22 protein-coding genes and 1 pseudogene are annotated in these 23710 nt (G+C 73.2%); 15 read left to right on the top strand and 8 right to left on the bottom strand.

What is annotated here, in order from left to right; all coding sequences use genetic code 11:
- Positions 1 to 30 precede the first annotated feature (30 nt).
- From lepB to ACN260_RS22185, 4 genes are read left to right on the top strand one after another with little or no spacing between them, the layout of a single operon-like run.
- Positions 31 to 666, top strand: coding sequence for a signal peptidase I (gene lepB, locus ACN260_RS22200; protein ID WP_421486162.1), 636 nt, complete (start codon positions 31 to 33; stop codon positions 664 to 666).
- 58 nt (positions 667 to 724) lie between these two features.
- Positions 725 to 1204, top strand: a complete 480-nt coding sequence (locus ACN260_RS22195) for an NUDIX hydrolase (protein WP_422752872.1) — start codon at positions 725 to 727, stop codon at positions 1202 to 1204.
- The gene (locus ACN260_RS22190) at positions 1198 to 2010 is read left to right on the top strand and encodes a ribonuclease HII (protein WP_422752871.1); all 813 of its coding nucleotides are present in this window, start codon (positions 1198 to 1200) and stop codon (positions 2008 to 2010) included. Before ACN260_RS22195 ends, ACN260_RS22190 begins: the two co-directional genes overlap by 7 nt.
- Positions 2007 to 2330, top strand: coding sequence for a DUF2469 domain-containing protein (locus tag ACN260_RS22185; RefSeq protein WP_422752870.1), 324 nt, complete (start codon positions 2007 to 2009; stop codon positions 2328 to 2330). The genes ACN260_RS22190 and ACN260_RS22185 overlap by 4 nt, the downstream gene beginning before the upstream one ends.
- 54 nt (positions 2331 to 2384) lie before the next feature.
- Here the strand turns inward: ACN260_RS22185 and ACN260_RS22180 are convergent, their stop codons facing one another.
- The gene (locus ACN260_RS22180; RefSeq protein WP_422752869.1) at positions 2385 to 3491 is read right to left on the bottom strand and encodes a sulfite oxidase; all 1107 of its coding nucleotides are present in this window, start codon (positions 3489 to 3491) and stop codon (positions 2385 to 2387) included.
- 202 nt (positions 3492 to 3693) lie between these two features.
- Between ACN260_RS22180 and ACN260_RS22175 the strand changes: the two are divergent.
- A pseudogene (locus tag ACN260_RS22175) lies at positions 3694 to 4248 on the top strand (M23 family metallopeptidase); the annotation flags it as partial.
- Between the two features lie 248 nt (positions 4249 to 4496).
- Here the strand turns inward: ACN260_RS22175 and ACN260_RS22170 are convergent.
- The 6 genes from ACN260_RS22170 to ACN260_RS22145 all read right to left on the bottom strand — a co-directional run bounded on the left by ACN260_RS22170 (position 4497) and on the right by ACN260_RS22145 (position 11524).
- Complete coding sequence (locus tag ACN260_RS22170; RefSeq protein WP_422752868.1) at positions 4497 to 5681, bottom strand: aminotransferase class V-fold PLP-dependent enzyme; 1185 nt, start codon at positions 5679 to 5681, stop codon at positions 4497 to 4499.
- Positions 5682 to 5788: 107 nt separating this feature from the next.
- Complete coding sequence (locus ACN260_RS22165; protein ID WP_422752867.1) at positions 5789 to 6844, bottom strand: tyrosine recombinase XerC; 1056 nt, start codon at positions 6842 to 6844, stop codon at positions 5789 to 5791.
- 167 nt (positions 6845 to 7011) lie between these two features.
- Positions 7012 to 8343, bottom strand: a complete 1332-nt coding sequence (locus tag ACN260_RS22160) for a serine hydrolase domain-containing protein (RefSeq protein WP_422752866.1) — start codon at positions 8341 to 8343, stop codon at positions 7012 to 7014.
- Between the two features lie 70 nt (positions 8344 to 8413).
- Positions 8414 to 9586: a DNA-processing protein DprA gene (locus ACN260_RS22155; protein WP_422752865.1), complete on the bottom strand. Its 1173-nt coding sequence runs from the start codon at positions 9584 to 9586 to the stop codon at positions 8414 to 8416.
- A complete protein-coding gene (locus ACN260_RS22150; protein ID WP_422752864.1) occupies positions 9583 to 11103 on the bottom strand; it encodes a YifB family Mg chelatase-like AAA ATPase in 1521 nt (506 codons plus the stop codon). Before ACN260_RS22150 ends, ACN260_RS22155 begins: the two co-directional genes overlap by 4 nt.
- A 61-nt stretch (positions 11104 to 11164) precedes the next feature.
- A complete protein-coding gene (locus ACN260_RS22145; protein WP_422752863.1) occupies positions 11165 to 11524 on the bottom strand; it encodes a YraN family protein in 360 nt (119 codons plus the stop codon).
- 233 nt (positions 11525 to 11757) lie between these two features.
- Between ACN260_RS22145 and ACN260_RS22140 the strand changes: the two genes are divergently transcribed.
- From ACN260_RS22140 to ACN260_RS22105, 8 genes are all read left to right on the top strand, one after another.
- Complete coding sequence (locus ACN260_RS22140) at positions 11758 to 12852, top strand: hypothetical protein (protein ID WP_422752862.1); 1095 nt, start codon at positions 11758 to 11760, stop codon at positions 12850 to 12852.
- A 314-nt stretch (positions 12853 to 13166) separates the two neighbouring features.
- The gene (gene rpsB / locus ACN260_RS22135) at positions 13167 to 14045 is read left to right on the top strand and encodes a 30S ribosomal protein S2 (protein ID WP_422752861.1); all 879 of its coding nucleotides are present in this window, start codon (positions 13167 to 13169) and stop codon (positions 14043 to 14045) included.
- A gap of 135 nt (positions 14046 to 14180) precedes the next feature.
- On the top strand, positions 14181 to 15008 hold the full coding sequence (gene tsf, locus ACN260_RS22130; protein ID WP_422752860.1) for a translation elongation factor Ts: 828 nt from the start codon (positions 14181 to 14183) through the stop codon (positions 15006 to 15008).
- A 171-nt stretch (positions 15009 to 15179) separates the two neighbouring features.
- Positions 15180 to 15947 carry a UMP kinase gene (pyrH, locus tag ACN260_RS22125; protein ID WP_088645508.1) on the top strand — a complete coding sequence of 256 codons (768 nt, stop codon included), beginning with the start codon at positions 15180 to 15182 and terminating at the stop codon, positions 15945 to 15947.
- 86 nt (positions 15948 to 16033) lie between these two features.
- Entirely contained in the window at positions 16034 to 16591 is a 558-nt protein-coding gene (gene frr, locus ACN260_RS22120) for a ribosome recycling factor (protein ID WP_204923838.1), read from the top strand.
- A 437-nt stretch (positions 16592 to 17028) separates the two neighbouring features.
- On the top strand, positions 17029 to 18309 hold the full coding sequence (locus tag ACN260_RS22115) for a phosphatidate cytidylyltransferase (RefSeq protein WP_422752859.1): 1281 nt from the start codon (positions 17029 to 17031) through the stop codon (positions 18307 to 18309).
- Positions 18310 to 18413: 104 nt separating this feature from the next.
- A complete protein-coding gene (rlmN, locus tag ACN260_RS22110) occupies positions 18414 to 19565 on the top strand; it encodes a 23S rRNA (adenine(2503)-C(2))-methyltransferase RlmN (protein WP_422752858.1) in 1152 nt (383 codons plus the stop codon).
- A gap of 22 nt (positions 19566 to 19587) precedes the next feature.
- Complete coding sequence (locus ACN260_RS22105; protein ID WP_422752857.1) at positions 19588 to 20790, top strand: DivIVA domain-containing protein; 1203 nt, start codon at positions 19588 to 19590, stop codon at positions 20788 to 20790.
- Between the two features lie 69 nt (positions 20791 to 20859).
- On the opposite strand, the gene ACN260_RS22100 is transcribed toward ACN260_RS22105, so the two are convergent.
- A complete protein-coding gene (locus ACN260_RS22100) occupies positions 20860 to 21081 on the bottom strand; it encodes a DUF2631 domain-containing protein (protein ID WP_088645513.1) in 222 nt (73 codons plus the stop codon).
- 263 nt (positions 21082 to 21344) lie between these two features.
- On the opposite strand from ACN260_RS22100, the gene ACN260_RS22095 reads away from it, so the two are divergent.
- The gene (locus ACN260_RS22095) at positions 21345 to 22895 is read left to right on the top strand and encodes a Rieske 2Fe-2S domain-containing protein (protein ID WP_422752856.1); all 1551 of its coding nucleotides are present in this window, start codon (positions 21345 to 21347) and stop codon (positions 22893 to 22895) included.
- 126 nt (positions 22896 to 23021) lie between these two features.
- A complete protein-coding gene (locus tag ACN260_RS22090; RefSeq protein WP_422752855.1) occupies positions 23022 to 23702 on the top strand; it encodes a TMEM175 family protein in 681 nt (226 codons plus the stop codon).
- Positions 23703 to 23710: the final 8 nt, after the last annotated feature.

The following is a 23710-nucleotide window of genomic DNA, read 5'->3' as shown; positions in this document are numbered from 1 at the left end:
CGTTCGGCCCCGGCGACGTAGGCTCCACCCGTGATTGACGAGCAGACCGAAAAGCCGCGCAGCTCCTTCTGGAAGGAGTTGCCCATTCTCCTGGGCGTCGCGATCCTGGTGGCGGTGCTGGTCCGCGCATTCGTGCTGCAGACCTTCTTCATCCCGTCGCCGTCCATGGAGAACACCCTCAAGATCGACGATCGGGTGCTGGTCAACAAGCTGGTCTACGACTTCCGCTCACCGCACCGGGGTGAGGTGGTGGTGTTCAAGGCACCGACCGAGTGGAGCGGCAACCCCGACGGTGAGGACTTCATCAAGCGGGTGATCGGGGTCGGCGGTGACCACGTGGTCTGCTGCGACGCGCAGGACCGGCTGACCATCAACGGCAAGTCCCTCGACGAGCCGTACATCTACTCCGCCAACGGCCAGCAGGACAAGCCGGCCGACCAGGAGTTCGACATCACCGTCCCGGCGGGGCGGCTCTGGGTGATGGGTGACCACCGGTCGGCCTCCGGGGACTCCCTGGAGCACTGGCAGCAGTCCGGCCGCAACATCGACAGCGCCACCATCCCCGAGGGCGAGGTGGTGGGTCGGGCCTTCACCGTGTTCTGGCCGTTCGACCGGGCCACCTGGCTCACCGTGCCTAAGTCGTTCGACGACATTCCCAACCCCTGACCGGCCGCGCCCGCCCCGGGCGTGGCCGACCGCCGGCACCGTCTGGCAGGCTGATGCGGTGACCGTCTTCCACCCCCGACGCGCGGCCCGCGTGCTGCTCGTCGACGCGTCCGGCCGGGTGCTCCTCTTCGAGGGCACCGACCCGGCCCGCCCGGGTCACCGGTACTGGTTCACCCCCGGCGGTGGGCTCACCCCGGGGGAGCCCCCGGCAGCCGGGGCCGCCCGGGAGTTGGCCGAGGAGACCGGGCTGCGGCTGACGCCGGCCGAACTGGGCCGGTCGGTCCGCTCCGAGACGATCGAGTTTCCCTTCGACGGCGTGTGGTACCGCCAGGAACAGGAGTTCTTCGTGGTCCGGGTGCCCACCTGGGAGGTGGACACGGCCGGCTTCGACGCGATCGAGCGGGCCAGCGTCACCGGGCACCGCTGGTGGTCGGCGGCCGAGTTGGCCGACACCGCCGAGCGGTGCTACCCCACCGACCTGGCGGACCTGCTCACCCAGGTGCTGGCGGCGGCCCCCGCGCCGGAGCCGTCGTGCTGACCCCGCCGCGCACGGTGGTGCGCCGCGACGGCGGGCTCTACGCGCTGGAAAGGGCCCTGCAACGGCGCGGCTTCCGGCACGTCGCGGGCGCGGACGAGGCCGGTCGGGGAGCCTGCGCCGGCCCGCTGGTGGCCGCCGCCGCGGTGCTCCCCGAGGGGCGACGCGGCGAGATCGAGGGACTCGCCGACTCCAAGCTGCTCACCCCGGCCAGCCGGGAGCGGGTGTACGCCGAGGTCGTCGCCCGCGCCCTGGCGTACGCCGTGGTGGTCATCCCGGCCGAGGAGGTCGACGCCCGGGGGCTGCACGTGTGCAACCTCGCCGCGATGCGCCGGGCCCTGGCCTCGCTGACCACCCGCCCGGAGTACGTGCTCACCGACGGCTTCGGGGTGGACGGGCTGGACGTGCCGGGGCTGGCGGTCTGGAAGGGTGACCGGGTGGCGGCCTGCGTGGCGGCGGCCAGCGTACTGGCCAAGGTCACCCGGGACCGGATCATGGTGGAGCTGGACGGACGCCACCCGGGGTACGGTTTCGCCGAGCACAAGGGGTACATCACGGCCGAGCACACCGAGGCGCTGCGCGAGCGGGGGCCCTGCGTGGAGCACCGGTTCTCGTACGTCAACGTGGCCGCCGTCGCGGGCCGGGAGGGGACCCCACCCAGGGCCCGCCGGCCGCTCGGCGCCGCCGCTCCCGAGCCGGTGGGACGCTCGGGCCGGACAGGGGGTACCGTCGGCGTGGCGTTGGGCGAGCAGCCGCGGCCTCCGGCACCGGTGAGGGAAGATGTGGTCATGGAAGGCGGAGTGCGATGAGCGCGGAAGATCTCGAAAAGTACGAGACCGAGATGGAGCTGCAGCTCTACCGGGAGTACCGCGACATTGTCCGTCAGTTCTCCTACGTGGTGGAGACGGAACGCCGCTTCTACCTGGCCAACCATGTGGACCTGCACGTGCGCAACTCCGACGGCGAGGTCTACTTCGAGGTCGAGATGCACGACGCCTGGGTATGGGACATGTACCGTCCCGCCCGCTTCGTCAAGAACGTCCGGGTGATGACGTTCAAGGACGTCAACGTCGAGGAGCTGGAGAAGCCCGACATCTCCCTGCCGGCCGACTCGGGCTTCGGTAGCTGACCCCCGCCCCACGTCGGCCGCCCACCGCTGACGCCGGACCGGGACCGGGCCGCCTCACTCCGCGACGACGAGCACGTCCACCCGCTGGACGAGGTTGTTGGCGAACCCGCCCCGGTTCCACGGCTGCTCCACGGGCTGGGTACGCCCCGACGCGTCGGTCGCCCGGGCCCCCAGCACGTAGCGGCCGGGCTGCGGCGTCCACTCGTACCGCCAGCGTCGCCACGACCATCCGCCGCCGGTCGGCGGGTCCAGGGTGGCCGGTGACCAGTTCGCCCCGCCGTCGACGGTCACCTCCACCGCCACCACCGGGCCGTGCCCCGACCAGGCGCGTCCGTCCACCGTGCACGGCCCCGGCCGCAGCACCCGGGCCCGGGACATGAAATCCGGGAAACCCGGCGGCCGGACCAGCGCCCGGGGCTCGATGCGGGTCACCGGCACCCCCGGGTCGTCGGCGTCGCGCCGCAACCGGTAGGCCACCGCGTTCTGGTAACCGTCGAACTCCCGGGTCAGCACGCTGATCGCGCGCAGCCACTTGACGTGTGCCATGCCGTACCAGCCGGGGACGATCAGCCGCAGCGGCGCGCCGTGCTGGGGCAGCAGGGGAGCGCCGTTCATCTCGTACGCCAGCAGCACCTCCTCGCGCAACGCGTCGTCGACCGGCAGGGCCCGCTGGTAGTCCTGCTCCACCCCGCGTTCCACGCCGTGGTCGGCGCCGGTGAACACCACGTCCACCGCGTCGGGCGCGATCCCGGCCTCGCGCAGCAGCGGCGCCAGCGGGGTGCCGGTCCACTCGGCGTTGCCCACCGCCTCCACCAGCCACGGCTGGCTGACCGGGCGCGGGTGCAGCAGCGCCCGGCCGTTGCCGGCGCACTCCAGCGTCACCCGGTGGGTCACCCGGGGGCGTCCGCGCAGCTCGGCCAGGTCGAGTCGGAGCGGCCGAGCCACCGCCCCGGCCACGGTCAGCGCGTGGGCCGCCGGGTCGAGGTCGGGGATGTCGTAGTGGATGAGCAGGTAGTGCAGGCCGGGCGGGGTGACGTCGTAGCGCAACGCCTCCAGCGGTATGCCGTGGTTGCGGGCGGCCAACCGGAGTTCCTCCGGGCTGATCCCCTCGTCCGCCCCGGCGACCCGCGAGGGCCGGCTCACGTCGTCCATGGTGGTCATCGGTGGCCTCCCGGTCCGCGCTGCGCTGCGATCCCGTCAGCCTAGACCGGTCGACCGGCCGGCACCGTCGTCGTTCCGCCCCCGGCGGCGGCCGGCATAACAGATCCACCGCCCCGACGGGCGTTTTCCACAGCCCGTTCCCTCATCCACAGCGGACACCAGGTGCGCGGCACCACGCGGGCGACCCCGGCATGCTGCGGTGATGCGCACAGGACTACGGCAGGTGACGGCCCTCGGGGTCGCCGTGCTCGTGTTCGGCTCGCACTGGCTCCCCGCCCGGCCGACCCCGCCACGATCCGCCCCGGCCCGGGCCGCGCCCGCACCGGCGTTCCGGTGGCCGCTCGACGGCCCGCCCCGACCGGTACGCCCGTTCGACCCACCCCCACTGCCCTGGCTCGCCGGCCACCGGGGCGTGGACCTCGCCGCCGCGCCCGGTGCCGCCGTCCGGGCCGCCGGGGCCGGCACGGTGCTCTTCGCCGGCATGGTCGCCGGCCGACCGGTGGTCACCATCGGCCACCCGGAGGGGCTGCGGACCACCTACGAGCCGGTACACCCCCGGGTGCACACCGGTGACGTGGTGGCGGCCGGCGCTCCGCTGGGGGTGCTGCTGGCCGGGCATCCGGGCTGTCCAGTGTCGGCCGCACCGGCCGGCGACTGCCTGCACTGGGGGGCCCGCCACGGCCCGGAATACCTCGACCCGCTGGCCCTGCTCGGGCTCGGCCGGGTCCGCCTGCTCCCGGTGACGGCCGACCTGAGCCCCGGTGTCGGACCGAATGCCACCGTCGACGTTGGCCTCCGCCCGGCCCGTGACGCCGCTGTGGCCCGCCGTCCGGCCGGTGCCGCCCGTCCGGTGCCGCCCGTCCGGCCACCGGCCGCTCTCCCGACGCCGTCGACCGGACGACAGGCACCGGCGACGGTCGACGATGGGGTGCGGGGCCGGACGGGATCGCCCGGCGGGACGACGCCGCACCCTGCCGGTGCGGTCGGCGTTCCGACGGCGTCGCGTCAGTCCCGGCCGGCCAGCAGCGCCGGCAGTCGGGCGGCCAGCCGTTCATAATCGTCGGGGGTGTTGTAGACCTGGCCGCACAGCCGCAGCCAACCCCGACCGTGCCAGGCCATCACCGCCACTTCGGCGGCGAGACGATCGGCGATCCGGCCGCGCAGGGCAGCGGCCTCCTCCAGGGTGCCGGCGATGCCCGCCGGCAACGGCACGATCCGCATCGCCACCCCAGGCCCGCCCGGGTCGGGCAGGTCGGCCGGGGGCACCCCGAGCGCGTCCCCGACCACCCGCTGCCCGTACGCGGCCAGTGCGGCGTTGTGCGCCCGGACCCGCTCGACACCGAGGCTGCGCAGCGCGTAGAGACCGGCCGGAGCGCTCAACCAACTCGTGTAGTCGAGGGTGGCCTGCCACTCGACGTTGCCCGGAAAACCCTCGGCCTGCTGCCAGGACACCACCAACGGCTCGATCCGCGTCCGCCACGACGGGGCGACGACCAGCACGGCGGTGCCGCGTGGGGCGAACCCCCACTTGTGCAGGTTGCCCACCCAGAAGTCGGCCCCGATCGCGTCGACCTGCACCGGCAGCATCCCGGGCACGTGTGCCGCGTCCACCAGCACCGGAATGCCGTGTTCCCGGGCCACCGCCACCAGCGCGGCGACCGGCAGCACCCGGGCGGTGGCCGAGGTGAGCTGGTCGACCAGCAGCAACCGGGTACGCCCCGGGCGCAGGCCGGCCCGGACGATCTCCACGATCTGCGCGTCGGTGGCCGACCGGGGCAGGTGCAGGGCACGGGTGGTCGCGCCTGTCCGGCGGCACTCCCGGGCGACGGAGTAGTTCACCGCGCCGTACCCGTGGTCGGTGCCGAGCACCTCGTCGTCGGGGCGCAGGCCGAGTGACTGGAGGACCACGGCCACCCCCGTCGTGGTGTTGCCGACCAGGGCGGTGCCCTCCGGATCGGCACCGAGGAAGGCGGCCAGGTGCCGCCGGGTGTGGGCGAGCCGGTCGATCAACGCCATCCCGAAGAAACGCTGCGGGTTGGCTTCCATCTCGTCGCGCAGCCGCTGCTGGGTGCGCTGCACGCTGAGCGGCACCGCACCGAAGGCACCGTGGTTGAGATAGCTGACCGAGGGGTCGAGGGTGAAGAGCAGTCGGGCCCCGGGAATCGGCTCGGGCGGCGTCGGGACGCTCATCGGGCGATCGTAGCCCGCATGCCGCCGGGCGGCCGGATCGATCGTCACCGGTCACGTGAGGGCCGGCTCGGCTCCCGGGACGGGTTGGCTCCGGCCCCGGAGGGCGGTCAGGCCCGAGGGTGGGCCTGCCGGTAGGCGGTGCGGAGCCTTTCCACCGACACGTGGGTGTAGATCTGGGTACTCGCCAGGGACGAGTGCCCCAGCAGCTCCTGCACCGCCCGCAGGTCGGCCCCGCCGTCCAACAGGTGGGTGGCCGCTGAGTGCCGCAGCCCGTGCGGGCTGGTCGGCGGTAGCCCGGCGGCCCGCGCGTACCCGGCGACGATCCGCCGGGCCGTCGTCGGGTGCAGCCGCCCGCCCCGGGCACCGAGGAACAGGGCCCGCCCGGAGTCCGGACCGGCCAGTGCGGGCCGGCCGGCCGCCAACCAGCTGTCGACCGCCCGCTGCGCCGGCAGCCCGTACGGGACCGTCCGTTCCCGGTTGCCCTTACCGAGGACCCGGATTACCAGACGTTCCCGGTCGACGTCCGTGGTGTCCAGACCGCACACCTCGCTGATCCGCGCGCCGGTGGCGTAGAGCAGTTCGAGCAGCGCCCGGTCACGCGACAGGACCGCCTCGTCGGCCGGGTCCACCTGCGGGGAGGCCCCGCCGGTTGTCGGGGCGGACGGCGCCCCGGTGGAGAAAGCGTCATGTGGTCCGGCGGGAGGTCCGTCGTGGCCCGGGGTGGTGGGCCGGTTGCGGCCCGGGGCCTCCACGAGGGCGGCGACCTGGTCGGCGCGGAGCACCACCGGCAGTTCCCGACGCGTCTTCGGGGTGGCCAGCGGGGCGGCCACGTCCGTCGCCAGGAGGCCGGACCGGTGGGCCCAGCCGCTGAAGGTACGCGCCGCAGCGGCCCGTCGCGCCGACGAACTGGATGCCGCGCCGGTGGTCCGCTGCTTCGCCAGCCAACTGCGCAACACGCCCAGATCCAGGTCGGCGGGGGCCGTGCACCCCATCCGGACCGCGTGGTCGAGCAGCGAGACCAGGTCGGCGACGTACGCCCGGACGGTGTGCGCGGAGCGGTTGCGTACCTGCGCCAGGTGCACGGCGAAGCCGTCGACCGCGTCCCGCATGGCCGGCGGTAGTGCCTGGTGGGTGGCCCGGGTCCCCGGCCCGCGACTACTCATCGCACCGCCACCGCCGAGGTCGCTTGGCGGCGACCGTCGACGGTTGACGACCTGCGACCGACCGCTCGTCCGGGTTCACCGGCCCAGCTTACGGACGCCGAGAGGGGGACACCGCCGGCCGGATGACCCGCCGGGTCGGTTGGGGTCCGGCCGGCGGCGGGAGCGGGTCAGGCGAACGTGTCGGCCACGGCGACCCGGGCCGGGTCCGGGTCGGCCCAGCTCCAGTTCGGGTGGGCGCGGTTTGTCAGCAGCACCAGCACCCGGCGACGGTCGGGCTGGACCAGGAAGGACGTGCCGGTGAACCCGGTGTGCCCGAAGGTGGTGGGCCGGGCGAGCCTGCCCATGAACCAGGGCTGGTTGAGCACCACGCCGAGGCCGTGGTCGGAGGTGCGGCCAGGCCGGTCCGGGTCGACGGCGGGCAACCCGGTGTTGGCGTTGCGCAGCATCCGGGTCACCGTGCTCTCGGCGAGGATCCGCTTCCCGCCGTAGCTGCCGCCGTCGAGCAGCAGTTGCCCGATGACGGCCACCTCCTCGGCGGGAGCGAAGATCCCGGCGTGACCGGCGATACCGCCGAGGTGGTTGGCGACGTCGTCGTGCACCACGCCCCGCAGCAGCCCCCGGGAGGACCTGGCGTCGGTGGCGACGAGGCGGTTGGCCCGGTCGGTCGAACTGAGCCAGGTGTTGGGGTTGAACCCGGTGTAGCGCAGCCCCAACGGCGTGGTCAGGTTGGTCTTCAGGGCCCGGTCGAGGGTGAGCCCGGTGACCTTCTCGACGATCTTCCCGGCCACCATCAGACCGACGCTGGAATAGCGGAAAACCGTGCCCGGGGTGGCACCGCTTACCAGCGGTGTGGCCAGCACCGCCTGCCACCGCTGCGCCATCGTCGAGTAGCCGGTCACCTTCGCCCCGACCGGCAGGCCGCTGGTGTGGGCCAGCAGCATCGCCACGGTGACGGCGGACTTGCCGGTGCCGGTGAACCCGGGCAGGTACCGCACCACCGGGGCGTCCAGGTCGATCCGCCCGCTGTCGACCTGTTGCAGGGTGAGGATGGCGGTGTAGACCTTGGTGAGCGAGGCCAGGTCGAAGATCGAGTCGGGCCGCATGGCGACCCGCTTCGCCGCCGGCAGCAGCACCGGCCCGGCGTCGTAGCGCAGCGCCTCACCGACCGCCAGGTGGTCGGTCGGTTCACCGTCGGTCGTCGCCAGCACCACCGCCCCGGCGTACGTCGGGTGCTTCGGGTTCTCGGTGGTGGGCTGGAGGTAACGCTGGAGCGCCACGGTGAGGGTGCGCGGTTTTCTGGTCGCCGTCGGGGCGGCGCCCCGGGCGGCGGCTCCAGATCCGCCGGCAGCCGCCGCACCCTGGCCGCCCTGTGGGCCGTCACCGGGGGCGGGAGTGGCCCAGGAGCCGGCCGGCCCGGCGGGCGGGTGCTGCGCGCAGCCGGTCAGTCCGAGGGCGGCGGCGAATCCGAGACCGAGGACCGAACGACGGGGAATCGACACGGCTGCGATCATCGCACCCGAACCCGTCGACCGGGGATGGCATCTCCGGGTGGCATCCGTCGTCTCCGCCTCAGCGCGACGGGGGCCGGGTGAGGGCGTAGCCGTCGTCGCGGCGGGCCACCAGGCCCAGCTCCTCCAGCAGGGCGAGTTTGCGTAACGCCGTGCGGACCGGAACGCCGGCGCGGGCGGCCAGCACATCCACGCCGACCGTGCCCCGTCGGGGCATCGACTCGCGCAGCATGGTCGCCTCGTCGTCGAGGACGTCGGTCGGGCGGGCCGCACCCCGGGCGGGTGGCGCCAGGTCGGCCCCGATCCGGCCCACCTCCTCCAGCACGTGGGCGAGCCCGGTGACAAGTCGGGTGCGGTCGTACTCCCGCAGCAACTCGTGTGCGCCGACGGAGAGCGCCGAGGTGACCGGGCCGGGCACCACCATCGAGGGGCGGTGGAGGGCGATCGCCCGGTGCATGGTCTGGGCCGCGCCGCTGCGGGCCGCCGCCTCGACCAGCACGCTGCCCCGGGTGCCGGCGGCGATCACCCGGTTGCGGATCAGGAACCGGGGCCGCAGCGGCTCCGCACCCGGCAGCCACTCGCTGACCAGCAGGCCGGTCTCGGCGATCCGGTCGAACAGTGCGGAGTTGCCCATCGGGTAGGGACGGTCCACCCCGCAGGCCAGCACCGCCACCGTCACCCCACCGGCGTTCAACGCGCCCCGGTGCGCTGCGGCGTCGATGCCGAACGCGCCACCGGAGACCACCGTCCACTCCCGGTCGGCCAGGCCGTACCCGAGTTCGGTGGCGACGTGTACGCCGTACCCGGTGGCGGCCCGTGCGCCGACCACCGCGACCGAACGGTCCAGCACCTCGGCCAACGGCCACCCGCCGCGTACCCACAGGCACAGCGGCGGGGCGGTCTCCCGGTCGACCTTCCGGCTCGCCCCGGGCAGTTCGAGCCGTTCCAGGTCACCCAGTGGGGCGGGCCACTCGTCGTCGGCAGGGCAGACGATCCGTGCGCCGAGCCGGTCGGCGAGCGCCACCGCCCCGGCGGCCACCGCCCTGGGGTCGCCGGCGTCCAGCCGGGCCGCCACCGTCGCCCGCAACGTGTCGTCGGGCGCACCGCCGTCGAGCAGCAGTTCCAGGGTCGCCGGCGCACCCAGCCGGCCCACCAGGCGGTACACCGACCGGGTGCCCGGCTCGACCAGCCAGGTGAGCGCCACCCGGGCGTGCAGGTCCTCCGTGCTGGTCACGCTTCCTCCCCCGTTCTGAGGCCGATGGCCTCCCGGACGTCCTCCTGATCGGGCCGGGTCCGGCCGTCGAGGTCGGCGATCGTCCAGGCGAGCCGGATGATCCGGTCGAAGCCCCGGGCCGAGAGCGAACCCCGGTCGAGTCGACCGCGTAACTCGGCGGTGGCCCGGGCGGCGAGCCGCCACGGCGGGCGGCGCAGCAGTGGGCCGGGCACCTCCGCGTTGAGCCGGTGGCCGACCGCGGCCCACCGCTCGGCGGCGGCCCCGCGCGCCGCCGCCACCCGGGCGGCGACCGCCGCCGACGGCTCACCGTCCGGATCGGTGCCCATCAGTTCCGCCGCCCGCACCGGCAGCACCCGGACCTGTACGTCGATCCGGTCGAGCAGGGGACCGGAGAGCCGGCCGAGGTACCGCCGGCGGGCCAGCGGGCTGCACTCGCAGAGCGTGTCGCCCCCGGGACGGGCGCAGGGGCAGGGATTGGCGGCCAGCACCAACTGGACCCGGGCCGGGTACCGGGTGCCGCCCCGGGCCCGGGTCAGGTGCACCTGACCGCTCTCCAGCGGTTGGCGCAACGCCTCCAGGGCGGCCTTGCTGAACTCGGCGGCCTCGTCGAGGAAGAGCACGCCCCGGTGCGCCAGCGACACCGCCCCCGGCCGGGCCAGTCCCGAGCCACCGCCGACGAGGGACGCCACGGTGGCCGAGTGGTGCGGCGCCTGGAACGGTGGTCGGCGCAGCAGCCGCCCGTCCGGCGGCAGGGTGCCGGCGATCGAGTGCAGCGCGGTCACCTCCAGCGCCGCGGCGTCGTCGAGTTCCGGCAGGACCGACGGCAACCGTTCGGCGAGCATGGTCTTGCCCGCACCGGGTGGTCCCAGCAGGGAGAGGTGGTGTCCGCCGGCCGCCGCCACCTCCACCGCGCGTCGGCCCAGGCCCTGCCCGGCGACGTCGGCGAGATCCGGCCCGGTCGCCGTCTCGGCGGGGGCGGGTGGCGGTGGTTCGAGCAGGGGCGTCCCGTCCCGGATGAAAGACACCAGCCGGTGCAGGGTGTCGACGGCGCGGACCCGTACCCCGGGGATCACCGCCGCCTCCGCCGCGTTGCCCACCGGTACGACCACCCGTTCCAGCCCGGCGCGTACGGCGGCGGTGACCATCGGCAGTACGCCACGGACCGGCCGGACCGTCCCGTCGAGCCCCAACTCGCCGAGCACCACCACCCCCTCCATCGGCAGCAGCGGCAGTTCACCGGCGGCACCGAGCAGGGCGACCGCGATGGCCAGATCGAAGGCCGAGCCGTACTTGGGCAGCGTGGCGGGCAGCAGGTTGAGGGTGATCCGGCGGTTGGGCCAGCGCTGCCCCGAGTTGACCACGGCCGCGCGAACCCGGTCCCGTGCCTCGTGCAGGGCGGTGTCCGGCAGCCCGGAGATGACCACCGCCGGCAGCCCGGGGGAGAGGTCCGCCTCGACCTCGACCAGGTGGCCGGTGACGCCGACCAGGCCCACCCCGAGCACCTTGGCGTAGCTCACCACGCCACCCCCGCCCGGACCCGCCCGGCCGTCGGGCCGGTGGACCGGGGTCCGCCGGCCATCAGAAGGCCCCCTTGAGGTGTTCGACCTGAGCTGGACCGGCGGGTGGCAGCCGGACCGACAGGACGTCGAAGCGGACCTCGTCGGCGGTGGTCCCGGTCTCGGCCAACCAGCGGACGGCGAGCCCGCGCAACCGCCGGGCCTTGGCCGGGACGACCGCCTCGGCGGGACTGCCGTAGGTGTCTGTCCGGCGGGTCTTCACCTCGCAGAAGGCGAGGACCGGGCCGTCCCAGGCGATGACGTCGATCTCGCCCGCGCGGCAGCGCCAGTTGCGGGCCACCGGGCGTAGCCCGGCCCCGATCAGGTGGCGTACGGCGCACCGTTCGCCGTACGCGCCGATCGCCTGGTTCCGGTTGGTCATGACGGTCAGCGTCCGGGCGGGGACGGGCGGGACGCGACCCCCGTCGCCCCGGCTGTGGACAACCCGGGGGCCTGTGGACGACCGGGTGATCAAGGTCCCGACGTGCTATGGAAACCCGGATACGCCCTGCTCCGGGGCGGGTCGGTCGCCGGGGACGATCCGCCCGATCGGTTGTGTCCAGCGGTCCGACCTGCGAATGGCGTCGGACGGGTCGGTCGCATACGGTGCCGGACGTGGACGCACGACGGAGCTACCCCGAAGATCAGGAGTCGCGCTGGTACCCGGCGGGCCGGGACCGCGCGTACGACGACCCGGACTGGCGGACGGCGAGCGGGGCGCGCCGGTACGACGAACTGCGGACACCCGACCAGCGGGCTGCCGAGGAGGGCCGGTACGCGGACGCGAACCGTCTCGATCCGGGGCGTTTCGACGCGGCCGACCCGTTGGGTGACGGCGCGGGCGACTCCGCCGGGTACCGGCCGACCCGGCTCCGTCGCGACGATCCGGACGTCTCAGGCGAACTCCCCACCGACCGGGTGGGTCGACGGGCCGCCCGGGAGGCCGGCGTCGGCGACTCCGGGCCGCTCGGGGACACCGGTAGCGGCCCGCTCGGCGTGGCCCGTTCGAGCGGCGACACCGGCGCGGGTTCACTCGGGGGCCTGCCGGTGCGGGGTGCCGGTGACACCGGGGCCGGCCTGCTGAGCGACACCGGGGCGGGCCGCGGCGTCGGCGACCCGGGCACCGGCCGGTCGGGCGGCACCGGTCGGCTCGGTGCGGCTGACGGCGGCACCGGTCGGTTCGCCGCCGACTCCGGCGTGCTGGGGGTCAGCGGGGTAGGCCCGCTGGCCGGCTCCGAGCCGGGTCGGCCGGCGGCACTGGGCAACTATCCGATCGTCGAACCGAACCGGCCGGCCGAACCCTCCCCGCTGGAGGTGCCGACCGGCCCGATGGCGCCGGTCGTGCCCCGTCCGGACGGGGTGGCCGGCCCCGACGGGGCGTACCGGACGCCTGGGCCGGCCTCCGACGGCGTCTACCGCACCCGGCGACCGGCGCTGGCGGCGCTGCTGGGCCTGTCGGTGCTGGTCTTCGAGATCCCGGCGCTGCGGGTGCTGCTGCACGGCCTGACCGGCGATCCGGTCCCGGTGTCGCACGTCGTCGTGGGCATCCTCCTGGTGGTCGGGTTGCCGATCTTCGCCGGCGGCCTGTACGGGCTGCGGGCCGGCGGGCTGGCGATGGCCGACGGCGACCGGGGCTGGCTACGCCCACCGACCGCCTACCTCACCATCGGGCTGGTCCTCTTCGTCGCTGCCGCCCTCGCCGCCCGCTGACCCGCCCACCGGCCGCGCCCGTCGCCCGCTGACCCGCCCGCCAGCCGGCCGGGCCGCGGGTGGCCACATCCCCGTCCCGGGTCGTCCCCGCGCCGGAGGGGAGCCCGGGGCCGGGTTGCGGGGTGGGGGCGTACACTGGCCTCTTGGCGACCGCCTTGTGCGGTCGACCTCGCGTGCCCTCCCCACGTCTCGTCGTGGGGCGACGGCCTCCCTGGTCCCGATCCCGTCGGGCCCACCATGGCCGGCGACCAGGCGCCAGGACGCCCGGCCACCGGTCGGGCGGAACAACCAGGGATCTTGAGGAGTACCCCACCATGGCCGTCGTGACCATGCGCCAGCTGCTGGAGAGCGGTGTCCACTTCGGGCACCAGACCCGGCGCTGGAACCCGAAGATGAAGCGCTTCATCATGACCGAGCGCAACGGCATCTACATCATCGACCTGCGCCAGACCCTCGACTACATCGAGAAGGCGTACGACTTCGTGCGCAACACGGTGGCCGAGGGCGGCAGCATCCTGTTCGTCGGCACCAAGAAGCAGGCTCAGGAGGCCATCTCCGAGCAGGCGACCCGGGTCGGTCAGCCGTACGTCAACCACCGCTGGCTCGGTGGCATGCTGACCAACTTCCAGACGGTGTACAAGCGGCTCCAGCGGATGAAGGAGCTGGAGGCGCTGGGTGACCTGACCGGTACCGCCGCCGGGTACACCAAGAAGGAGACCCTCCAGCTGTTCCGCGAGAAGACCAAGCTCACCAAGACCCTCGGTGGTCTGCGGGACATGCAGAAGCTCCCGGCCGCGGTCTGGATCGTCGACACCAAGAAGGAGCACATCGCCGTCGACGAGGCCCGCAAGCTGGGCATCCCGGTGATCGCGGTGCTGGACACCAACTGCGACCCGGACGAGGTCGACTTCCCGATCCCGGGCAACGACGACGCGATCCGCTCCGCCGAGCTGCTGACCAAGGTCGTGGCCGCCGCCGTCGCCGACGGCCTGATCGCCCGTTCCGGCCGGCGTCGCGGTGGCGACGAGAAGCCGGAGGCGGGTCAGGTCGGCAGCGACGAGCCGCTGGCCGAGTGGGAGCGCGAGCTGCTGGAGCCGAAGAAGGCCGACGAGCAGCCGGCGGCCGAGGCTCAGCAGCCGGCGGCCGACGCGCAGCAGCCGGCCGAGCAGCCGGCCACCGCCGCCGCCGAGTGACCGCACCGTCGCGTCCCGCCGCCCGGACGACCGGGCGGCGGGGTGCGACGGTTTCTGCCGGGCACGTCCGGCGCTGTTCCGGGTAGACCGGCACCTCAGACCACCCACCGCAGTCTCAACACCGAAGAGAGAGTCATGTCCAACTTCACCGCCGCGGATGTCAAGAAGCTCCGCGACCTCACCGGCGCCGGCATGATGGACTGCAAGAAGGCGCTCACCGAGGCGGAGGGCGACTTCGACAAGGCCGTCGAGATCCTGCGCGTCAAGGGCGCGAAGGACGTCGGCAAGCGGGCCGGCCGGACCGCCGCCAACGGCCTCATCGCGCACTCGGGCAAGGCGCTGCTGGAGCTCAACTGCGAGACCGACTTCGTGGCCAAGACCGACGCCTTCGTCGCCCTGGCCCAGCAGTTGGTCGAGCACGGTGAGCGCAGCGGAGTCGGCACCGCCGAGGAACTGCTCGCCACCGAGCTGGACGGCAAGACCGTCGCCGACCTGGTCCAGGAGCAGTCCGCCAAGATCGGCGAGAAGCTGGTGCTGAACCGCTTCGCCAAGCTCGACGGCACCGTCGCGGTCTACCTGCACCGCAAGAGCCAGGACCTGCCGCCGGCCGTCGGCGTGCTGGTGGAGTACACCGGCAAGACCGACGAGGCCGCCGACGCCGACGCCCGGGGCACCGCGATGCAGATCGCCGCGATGCGCCCGAAGTACGTCACCCGCGACGAGGTGCCGGCCGACGTCGTCGAGTCCGAGCGGCGCATCGCCGAGCAGACCGCCCGCGAGGAGAACAAGCCCGAGGCGGCCCTGCCGAAGATCGTCGAGGGCCGGGTGAACGCCTTCTTCAAGGACTACGTCCTGATCGAGCAGGCGTCGGTCGCCGACAACAAGAAGACCGTCAAGCAGGTGCTGGCCGAGGCCGGCATCGAGGTGACCCGCTTCGTCCGGTTCGAGGTCGGCCAGGCCTGAGCCGCCCACGGACCGGGCGCGACCACCGCGCCCGGACGGGCACGCAACGTCGACGAGGAGGCCGCTGGTGTACGTGACAGGCACCGCGGCCTCCTCGTCACATAGGGTCGGCAACGGGCAGGTACGCGGTGACGCGGCGCGGTCGACGTGCGCGCGGGAAGGGCGGGGCGGATGACACAGGTTGTGAACGACCGGAGCCTGGAGGCGGACGACCCGACGGCACCGCCGCCCGGCCGTGCCCGCCGAGTGGTGCTGAAGCTCTCCGGCGAGGTGTTCGGCGGTGGGGCGATCGGTGTCGACCCGGACGTCGTGCAGGCCATCGCCCGGCAGATCGCCACCGTCGTACGACGTGGTGTGCAGGTCTCCGTGGTGGTCGGCGGCGGTAACTTCTTCCGGGGCGCGGAGTTGCAGAAGCGCGGCATGGACCGGGCCCGCGCCGACTACATGGGCATGCTGGGCACGGTGATGAACTGCCTGGCGTTGCAGGACTTCCTGGAGAAGGAGGGCATCGAGACGCGCGTGCAGAGCGCGATCACGATGGCCCAGGTCGCCGAGCCGTACATTCCGCTGCGGGCGATCCGGCACCTGGAGAAGGGGCGGGTGGTCATCTTCGGCGCGGGCGCCGGGATGCCGTACTTCTCCACCGACACGGTCGCCGCCCAGCGGGCCCTGGAGATCCGCGCCGACGTGGTGCTGATGAGCAAGAACGGCGTGGACGGCGTCTACAGCGCCGACCCGCGGATCGACCCGGACGCCAGCAAGTTCGACTCGATCACCTTCTCCGAGGTGCTGCGCCGCAACCTGCGGGTGGCCGACGCGGCGGCGTTCAGCCTCTGCATGGAGAACGGGCTGCCGATGCTGGTCTTCGGCGCCCAGGGCGAGGACACGATCATCCGGGCCGTCGGCGGCGACAAGATCGGTACGCTGATCACCGCCTGACCGATCCCGCCGGCCACCGCAGCGGTCCTCCGCACCAGAGCAGCAGATCAGCCCACGACGAGCAACAGAAGGAGGCGAGGAGACCGGTGATCGACGACACCCTCCTCGAGGCCGAGGAGAAGATGGAGCGTGCGGTCGAGCACGCCAAGGAGGAGTTCGGCGCCATCCGTACCGGTCGCGCCAACGCCGCCATGTTCTCCAAGGTCATCATCGACTACTACGGAACGCCGACCCCGCTGCCCCAGATGGCGTCCATCGGGGTGCCGGAGCCGCGCATGGTCATCATCAAGCCGTACGACAACTCGCAGATCAACGCCATGGAGAAGGCGATCCGCGACTCGGACCTCGGGCTGAACCCGAACAACGAGGGCAACCAGTTGCGCATCCTGCTCCCGCAGATGACCGAGGAACGCCGCCGCGAAATGATCAAGGTGGCCCGGCACAAGGGCGAGGAAGCCAAGGTGGCGGTCCGCAACGTCCGCCGCAAGGGCAAGGAAGAGCTGGACCGGCTGGTCAAGGACGGCGAGGTCGGCGAGGACGACGGCCGCCGCGCCGAGAAGGAACTCGACGACCTGACCCAGCGGTACGTCGCCACCGTCGACGAACTGGTCAAGCACAAGGAGTCGGAGCTGCTCGAGGTCTGATCCCCCGGCCACCACGGCACCGGCGCGGCACCGCCTGACGGCGGCGTCGCTCCGGTGCCGCCGTCGTCGGGGGTGCCGCCGTCGTTGCAGGTGGCTGCGGCGGGGAGGTGCCGGTGGCGGGGACCGTCTCCCCGGTCGCCCGGTGCGCCGGTCTGCGGGGCGCACCACACGCGGAACCCGCCGTCTCCGCGCGGTGACGGGCCGGCGGGACGGGACCGACGGGCGGGCGGCGTGGACGCCATCGCTGGCCAACCGGGCCCGGCGTCCACCGTGCCCGGCCGGCCCGTGCAGTAGGCTCGGCACGATTCCCGGCCACCGGGCGGTGAACGGCGGGGATCGATCGGCCGTCGGGCCGGTCAACCGAAGTAGTCACGCGGGTAGGGGATGGTTGTGGTCTTGCGTCATGTGGTGGCACTCGTACCGTCGTCCGGTACGTGATGTCCCCCCTCGACCCCTACAGCGGCACCGGACCCCGTGGCTGGGAGCGGTCCGACCGTCCCCCGGCGCTGCCCTGGCCGGACCGTGAGGTCGAACCGTGGTCCCCCCGGCAGTCGGGCGCCGACCTGTCGGCGGTGCCGCAGGCCCCGCCCCGACCGCCCGTCCGCCGGCACGACGAGTCGCCTGACGGTCCCTACGACCCGCCGGTGGCCGGCCGGCCGTACGCCGACGACGACGCCCCGACCTCGCAACTGCCCCCGGTCCGCGACGACGACGCCCCGACCGCCCAGCTGCCCCCGGTCCGCGTCGACGCCGTCGTCACCTCGCCGTTCACCCCGGTCCGCGCCGACGACGCCGCCCGGCCCGAGGTCGACGCCGACCCGCAGGAGCCACCGCCCGGCCGGCGGTCCCCGGGTCGGCGGCGGGCCAGCGCCGAGCGCCCCGCCACGCCCCAGCCGTCGACCGGCCGGGCCGGGCGCAACCTGCCGGCCGCGATCGGGGTCGGGCTGGGGCTCGGTGCGCTGGTCCTGGTTCCGCTCTTCTTCTTCCTCCCCGGGTTCCTGGCCGTGCTGGCCGGCGCGATCGGGGTCGGCATCTGGGAGATGGCCCGCGCGGTCCGGCGCAGCGGCGCCCGTCCGCCGCTGGTGCCGCTGCTCGCCGGTGGCGTGCTCACCATCGGGCTGGCCTGGTTCGCCGGCCCGGACGCGTTGAGCCTGGGCCTGCTGGTCACCGTGCTGGGCACGATGGTCTGGCGGTTGGGTGACGGCCCGGCCGGTTTCCAACGGGACATCACCGCGGCCACCCTGATCGCGGTCTACGTGCCGTTCCTGGGCGGCTTCGCGGCGATGCTCGCGGCGGCCCCCGGCGACGGCCCGTTGCGGGTGCTGGTCACCGTGGCCGGCGTGGTGCTCTCCGACACCGGTGGGTACGCCGCCGGGGCGAACTTCGGCAGGCACCCGATGGCACCCCGGATCAGCCCGAAGAAGTCCTGGGAGGGGTTCGCCGGTTCGGTCGTCGCCGCGGCCGTCGGCAGCGCCCTGCTGATCTGGCTGCTCTTCGACGTGGCCCCCTGGTGGGGGGCGCTGTTCGGGGTGGCGGTCTCGGTGGCGGCGGTGCTGGGTGACCTCGCCGAGTCGATGATCAAACGGGATCTGGGCGTGAAGGACATGAGCAGCCTGTTGCCGGGGCACGGGGGGCTGATGGATCGGCTGGACTCGATCCTGTTCGCCGTACCCACCGCCTATCTGCTGCTGGCGGTCCTCGTACCGGTGGTGGGCTGAGGGATGAATCACGCCGTGCCACCCGGGCGGTCCCGGCGGTGGGGGCCGATTCGGCACCTCCGGACGGGCGGCTGCGGCACACGGCGTGACAGACTGGACCAGCCATGACGAGCCTGCCTGTGATCCCCGTTGACCCCGACGCCCCCGGCCGCCGCCCGGCGATGCCTCCCCGGCACCTGGCCGATCTCGATCTGCCGGGCCGTAGGGCGCTCGTCACCGAGCTGGGCGAGCCGGCCTTCCGGGCCCGGCAGATCTCCCACCACTACTTCGGCCGGCTGGTCCGCGACCCGGCCGAGATGACCGACCTGCCGGCGGCCAGCCGGGACCGGCTGGCCGGGGCGCTGCTGCCCCGGCTGCTCACCCCGGTCCGCGAGCTGGCCTGCGACGACGGCGCCACCCGCAAGGCGCTGTGGCGGCTGCACGACGGTTCGCTGGTGGAGAGCGTGCTGATGGGTTACCCGGACCGGGTCACCGTCTGCATCTCCAGCCAGGCGGGGTGCGGCATGGCCTGTCCGTTCTGCGCCACCGGCCAGGCCGGGCTGACCCGTAACCTCTCCGCCGCCGAGATCGTCGACCAGGCGGTCTACCTGGCCGGCGTCGCCGCCTCGGGCGCGGTGGCCGGTTCGCCGCCCCGGCTGTCCCACGTCGTGTTCATGGGCATGGGTGAGCCGTTGGCGAACTACTCCCGGGTCGTGACGGCGATCCGGCGGCTGGTCGCGCCGGCCCCGGAGGGGCTGGGTCTGTCGCAGCGTCACATCACCGTCTCCACGGTCGGTCTGGTGCCGGCCATCCGCCGACTGGCCAGCGAAGACCTCGCGGTGACCCTTGCGTTGTCGCTGCATGCGCCCGATGATGAGCTGCGCGACGAACTCGTGCCGGTCAACCAGCGCTGGAAGGTAGCCGAGGTGCTGGACGCAGCGTGGGACTACGCGGCGACGACGGGCCGTCGGGTGTCGATCGAGTACGCGATGATCAAGGACGTGAACGATCAACCGTGGCGGGCCGACCTGCTCGGACGCCTGTTGGCCGGACGGTCGGCGCACGTCAACCTCATCCCGCTCAATCCGACGCCGGGCAGCCGGTGGGACGCCAGCGCCAAGCCGGTGGAACGGGAGTTCGTCCGACGGTTACGCGAGTCCGGCGTGTCCACCACGGTGCGTGACACCCGGGGGCGTGAGATCGACGGTGCGTGCGGGCAGTTGGCTGCCGCGGGGGACAGTGACAGCGAAGCGCCGCGCGGGCGCGACCGGGCGTAGCGGTACGAGACCAGGAGACATAGTGGCGAGTCAGGGTCAGCGTTTCCGGCGTAAGGCGCTCCGCCGGGGCTACAAGGTCGACGAGGTCGACGCCTTCCTGGATCGGGTGGAGGCGACCCTCGCCGGTCAGCCGGTCGGTGCCCCGGTGGCTTCCCAGGAGGTCCACGACGTCGTCTTCCGGGTCCGCTTCAACGGTTACGACGAGTGGCAGGTCGACCTGCACCTGGACCGGGTGGAGCGGCAGCTGGCCGAGCTTGAGGAACGGTCCGCCCCGACCGGTCGCGGTGCCGATCCGCGCGGCGCGGACCGGCTCGCCCCGCCGATGCGTGACGACCACCGGGGCCTCCCGCAGACCCCGCCGCCGATGCCGCCGCGCGCCATGCCGGCGCAGCCGGGCCCACCCGACCGGTACGGCAGCCGTTACGACGAGCCGACCGGTGCCTTCGCCGGTGGCTACGACGCCCCGCGCGGCGGGTACGACGCCCCGCGCGGCCAGTTGGGACCGGGCCCCAGCGGACCGCTGGGCCCCGGTCCGGGTGCGCCGATGGGGCACGGTGGCCCGCCGCCGCGTGGCCTGCCGGCCGGTCCGGGCAGTGGCTACGGACCACCCCCCGACGAGCAGCGTTTCGACGGGTTCGAGGCGGGTCGGCACGGCCGTGCCGACATGACCGCCGAGATCCGGATGCCGGAGCGGGACCGGATGCCCGACCGGGACCGGATGCTGGAGCGGGACCGCATGCTGGACCGCGACCGGATGCCCGAGTACGACCGGATGCCTGAGCGGGACCGGATGCCTGAGCGGGACCCCATGCTGGACCGCGACCCCCGGGACATGCGTGGCCGGGGCCCGGTCGGCCCGCCGCCGATGCCGCCGCAGTCGCTGGGTGGCCCGCCGCTGGGTGGCCCGCCCGCGCCGATGGGCCCTCCGGTCGGTGGCCCGCCGATGGTGGGTCCGCCGATGGCCGGCCCGCCGGGCAGCGAGCTGTACCGGGTCGACCAGATCCGGCGCAGCTTCCAGGTGCGCCGGTTCGGCAGCGGATACGACCCGGACCAGGTGGACCGGTTCTTCGAGAGCCTGCTCGGTGGGATGCAGGGCCGCAACCAGATGCCGGTCAACCCGAAGGACCTGGACACGTTGCGCTTTCCGCTGGTGCCGGGCGGCTACTTCGAGGCCGAGGTCGACGCCGCCCTGAAGGACGTGCAGGACATCCTGTTCGGTCGGTGATCCACCACACGTGACGAGGGCCCACCCCCGGCCGGGGGTGGGCCCTCGTGGCGTTGCGGGGGCGGTGCGTCAGGAGCGCAGGCCGCTGCGACGCAGCACGGCGTCGCCGACGACGATCGCCAGCAACAGCACGGCCAGGCCGACCAGCCAGATGTCCTCGACCTTGCCCTCGTGGTTGCCGCACAGCATCGCCAGCAGCGCCAACGCGGAGAGCACCGCGCCGATCCGCCCGGCCTTGCGGTGCCCGGGCCTGTGCTGATCTGGCGCGGTTACCGGCTCGCTTCCTGCCACTGTCGGTCCTTCCCTCGCGATCGGATCTCCGGTTAGTCTGGCACGCCCCGCCCCGGGCCCGGTGCGGGGTCCGCCCTGCTGGGGGCGCGGTGCGGCACAGGACCACGCCACCGGGTGGGGTTGGCCGACCGGGGCGGCATCCGGGCCGAAGGTCCCCTTCCCGGTGGGGCGGGTCGGCTCTACCGGCGTCGCGGGCCGTCGACCACACTGCCTCCGGTAGCGTTCTGACGTACACCTTGATTGTCTGTTTGAGGGGGACTGCGGTGCGAGTGACCGGTACGGGACACGCCAGCATGCGGATCGACACGGCTGCGGGCAGCATCCTGTGCGACCCGTGGGTCAATCCGGCCTACTTCGCCTCGTGGTTCCCGTTCCCCGACAACTCCCTGCTCGACTGGGAGACCCTGGGCCGGGTCGACTACCTGTACGTGTCGCACCTGCACCGGGACCACTTCGACGCCAAGCACCTGCGCGAGTTCGTGAGCAAGGACGCCACCGTCCTGCTGCCCGAGTTCCCCACCTCGGAGATGGAGGACGAGCTGCGGGCGCTGGGCTTCACGAAGTTCCTGCGCGCCCCCAACGAGCAGGTGGTTGAGCTGGACGGTGGCCTGAAGATCATGATCCAGGCGTTGACCAGCCCGACCGACGGCCCGATCGGCGACTCGTCGCTCTGGGTGGAGTACGACGGGGTCCGGCTACTCAACCAGAACGACGCCCGCCCCACCGACCTGACCGTCTTCGCCGAGCTGGGCCACGTGCACGCGCACCTGCTCCAGTTCTCCGGCGCGATCTGGTACCCGATGGTCTACGAGTTGCCGCAGGCGGCGAAGACCGCGTTCGGCAAGCAGAAGCGGGAGCGGCAGTTCGACCGGACCTGGCGCTACATCGACGACCTCAAGGCCGACCACGTCTTCCCGATCGCCGGCCCGCCGTGCTTCCTCGACGACGCGTTGTGGCAGTTCAACGACATCCACGGCGACGAGGGCAACATCTTCCCGGACCAGTCGGTGTTCCTGTCGGAGTACGCGAAGGTCGGCGGCACCAACGGCATCGTGCTGCTGCCGGGCAGCGTCGCCGAGGTGACCACCTCCGGCGCGACCACCACCCACCCGCAGCCGGTCAAGGAGTTCTTCGCGAACAAGAGGGCCCACCTGGAGGAGATGCGGGAGCGCAAGCGCGGCGTCATCGAGGCCGAGAAGGCGTCCTGGCGGCACCCTGAGATCGACGTGCTGGCCGGGATGAAGCGCCGGATCGAGCCGCTGCTCGACGAGTCGATCTACCTGGCCAAGGGGGTCGGCGGCCCGGTCCGCTTCGATCTGGTCGGCTATGACGGCGAGAGCGTCGAGTCGATCGTGGTGGACTTCCCGGGCAAGCAGGTCCGGCCGTACGCGGACGAGAAGGTGCGGTACCGGTTCCGTACCGAGCGGGCGCTGATCGAGCACCTGCTGTTCATCGACGAGGTCGACTGGGTCAACTCGCTCTTCCTGTCCTGCCGCTTCTCGGCGGCCCGGATCGGCCAGTACAACGAGTTCGTCTACGCCTTCTTCAAGTGCCTGTCCACCGAGCGCCTCCAGTACGCCGAGGGCTGGTACGACGAGCACGAGCGGGCCGTCGACGCCGAGGACATCACCCTGGGCGACTGGGTGGTGCAACGCCGCTGCCCGCACCTGAAGGCGGACCTGACCCGGTTCGGCATCGTCGAGGGCGACCAGCTCACCTGCCAGCTGCACGGCTGGAAGTTCGACCTGCCGTCCGGCCGCTGCCTGACCAGCGTCGGCCACAAGATCCGCGCCGCCCGCACCCAAACCCCCTGACCCACCCCCACCCACCCCCCGTTTCCGGCGATCTTGGAGTTGTGCTGGGCCGCAAAGGCCTTGAACCGGTACACCCCGGGCATCACAACTCCATGATCGACACAGTCATGGAGGGAGGGGGTGAGGGTGGGGGAGGAGGAAGAGGGGGCGGCGTACGAGTTCGGGGAGCGGCGGGAGAAGGAGCGCGACGCGTCGCGGGTGGAGGCGTTCAGCGACGCGGTGATCGCGATCGTGCTCACCCTGATGGCGGTGGAGCTGCTCCAACTCAGTCCGCAGCGGCCCGAGGGCCAGGACCTGCCCGGGGCGCTGTTCCACGAGTGGCCCGCCTACCTGGCGTACGTGATCACGTTCGTGATCGTCGGGCAGGTCTGGTTGACCCACCACAACATGTGGCGCTACGTCGTCAGGGTCGACCAGATGCTGCTCGTCCTCAACCTGCTGTTGCTGCTGTTCGTCGCGGCCATCCCGTTCGCGGCCAGCCTGCTCGCCGACAACCTGCGGGGCACCGTCGCCGACCAGCGGCTGACCGCCGCGCTCTACGTGGGCACGGTGCTCGGTGAGGCGCTGTTCTTCAACCTGAGCTGGTGGTGGGCCCGCCGTCGCCGGCTGCTCGACCCGGGGCTGGACCCCCGGCTGGCCCGCGCCGTGGCCCGCCGGTTCCTGCTCGGCCCGGTGCTGTACGTCGTCGCGTTCGGCATCTCCTTCGTCGACCCGGTGCTCAGCCTCGCGGCGTACTTCCTGCTCACCGGGCTCTACCTGATCCGGGGCCCGGGCGACCTGCCGTCCTCCCGCCCGGCCCCCGCCTGAGCGGGGAC

Origin of the sequence: Micromonospora sp. WMMD708, from assembly GCF_049315245.1 — a bacterium.
GTDB classification, from domain to species: Bacteria; Actinomycetota; Actinomycetes; order Mycobacteriales; family Micromonosporaceae; genus Micromonospora; species Micromonospora wenchangensis.
This window is presented reverse-complemented; position numbering and strand designations above follow the sequence as displayed.

Coding starts and splice junctions, on each gene's coding strand:
- ACN260_RS22180 (WP_422752869.1), bottom strand. CDS start 3,491: ATGACCACCATGGACGACGTGAGCCGGCCCTCGCGGGTCGCCGGGGCG.
- tsf (WP_422752860.1), top strand. CDS start 14,181: ATGTCCAACTTCACCGCCGCGGATGTCAAGAAGCTCCGCGACCTCACC.
- ACN260_RS22165 (WP_422752867.1), bottom strand. CDS start 6,844: ATGAGTAGTCGCGGGCCGGGGACCCGGGCCACCCACCAGGCACTACCG.
- pyrH (WP_088645508.1), top strand. CDS start 15,180: ATGACACAGGTTGTGAACGACCGGAGCCTGGAGGCGGACGACCCGACG.
- ACN260_RS22115 (WP_422752859.1), top strand. CDS start 17,029: ATGTCCCCCCTCGACCCCTACAGCGGCACCGGACCCCGTGGCTGGGAG.
- rlmN (WP_422752858.1), top strand. CDS start 18,414: ATGACGAGCCTGCCTGTGATCCCCGTTGACCCCGACGCCCCCGGCCGC.
- rpsB (WP_422752861.1), top strand. CDS start 13,167: ATGGCCGTCGTGACCATGCGCCAGCTGCTGGAGAGCGGTGTCCACTTC.
- ACN260_RS22145 (WP_422752863.1), bottom strand. CDS start 11,524: ATGACCAACCGGAACCAGGCGATCGGCGCGTACGGCGAACGGTGCGCC.
- ACN260_RS22185 (WP_422752870.1), top strand. CDS start 2,007: ATGAGCGCGGAAGATCTCGAAAAGTACGAGACCGAGATGGAGCTGCAG.
- ACN260_RS22170 (WP_422752868.1), bottom strand. CDS start 5,681: ATGAGCGTCCCGACGCCGCCCGAGCCGATTCCCGGGGCCCGACTGCTC.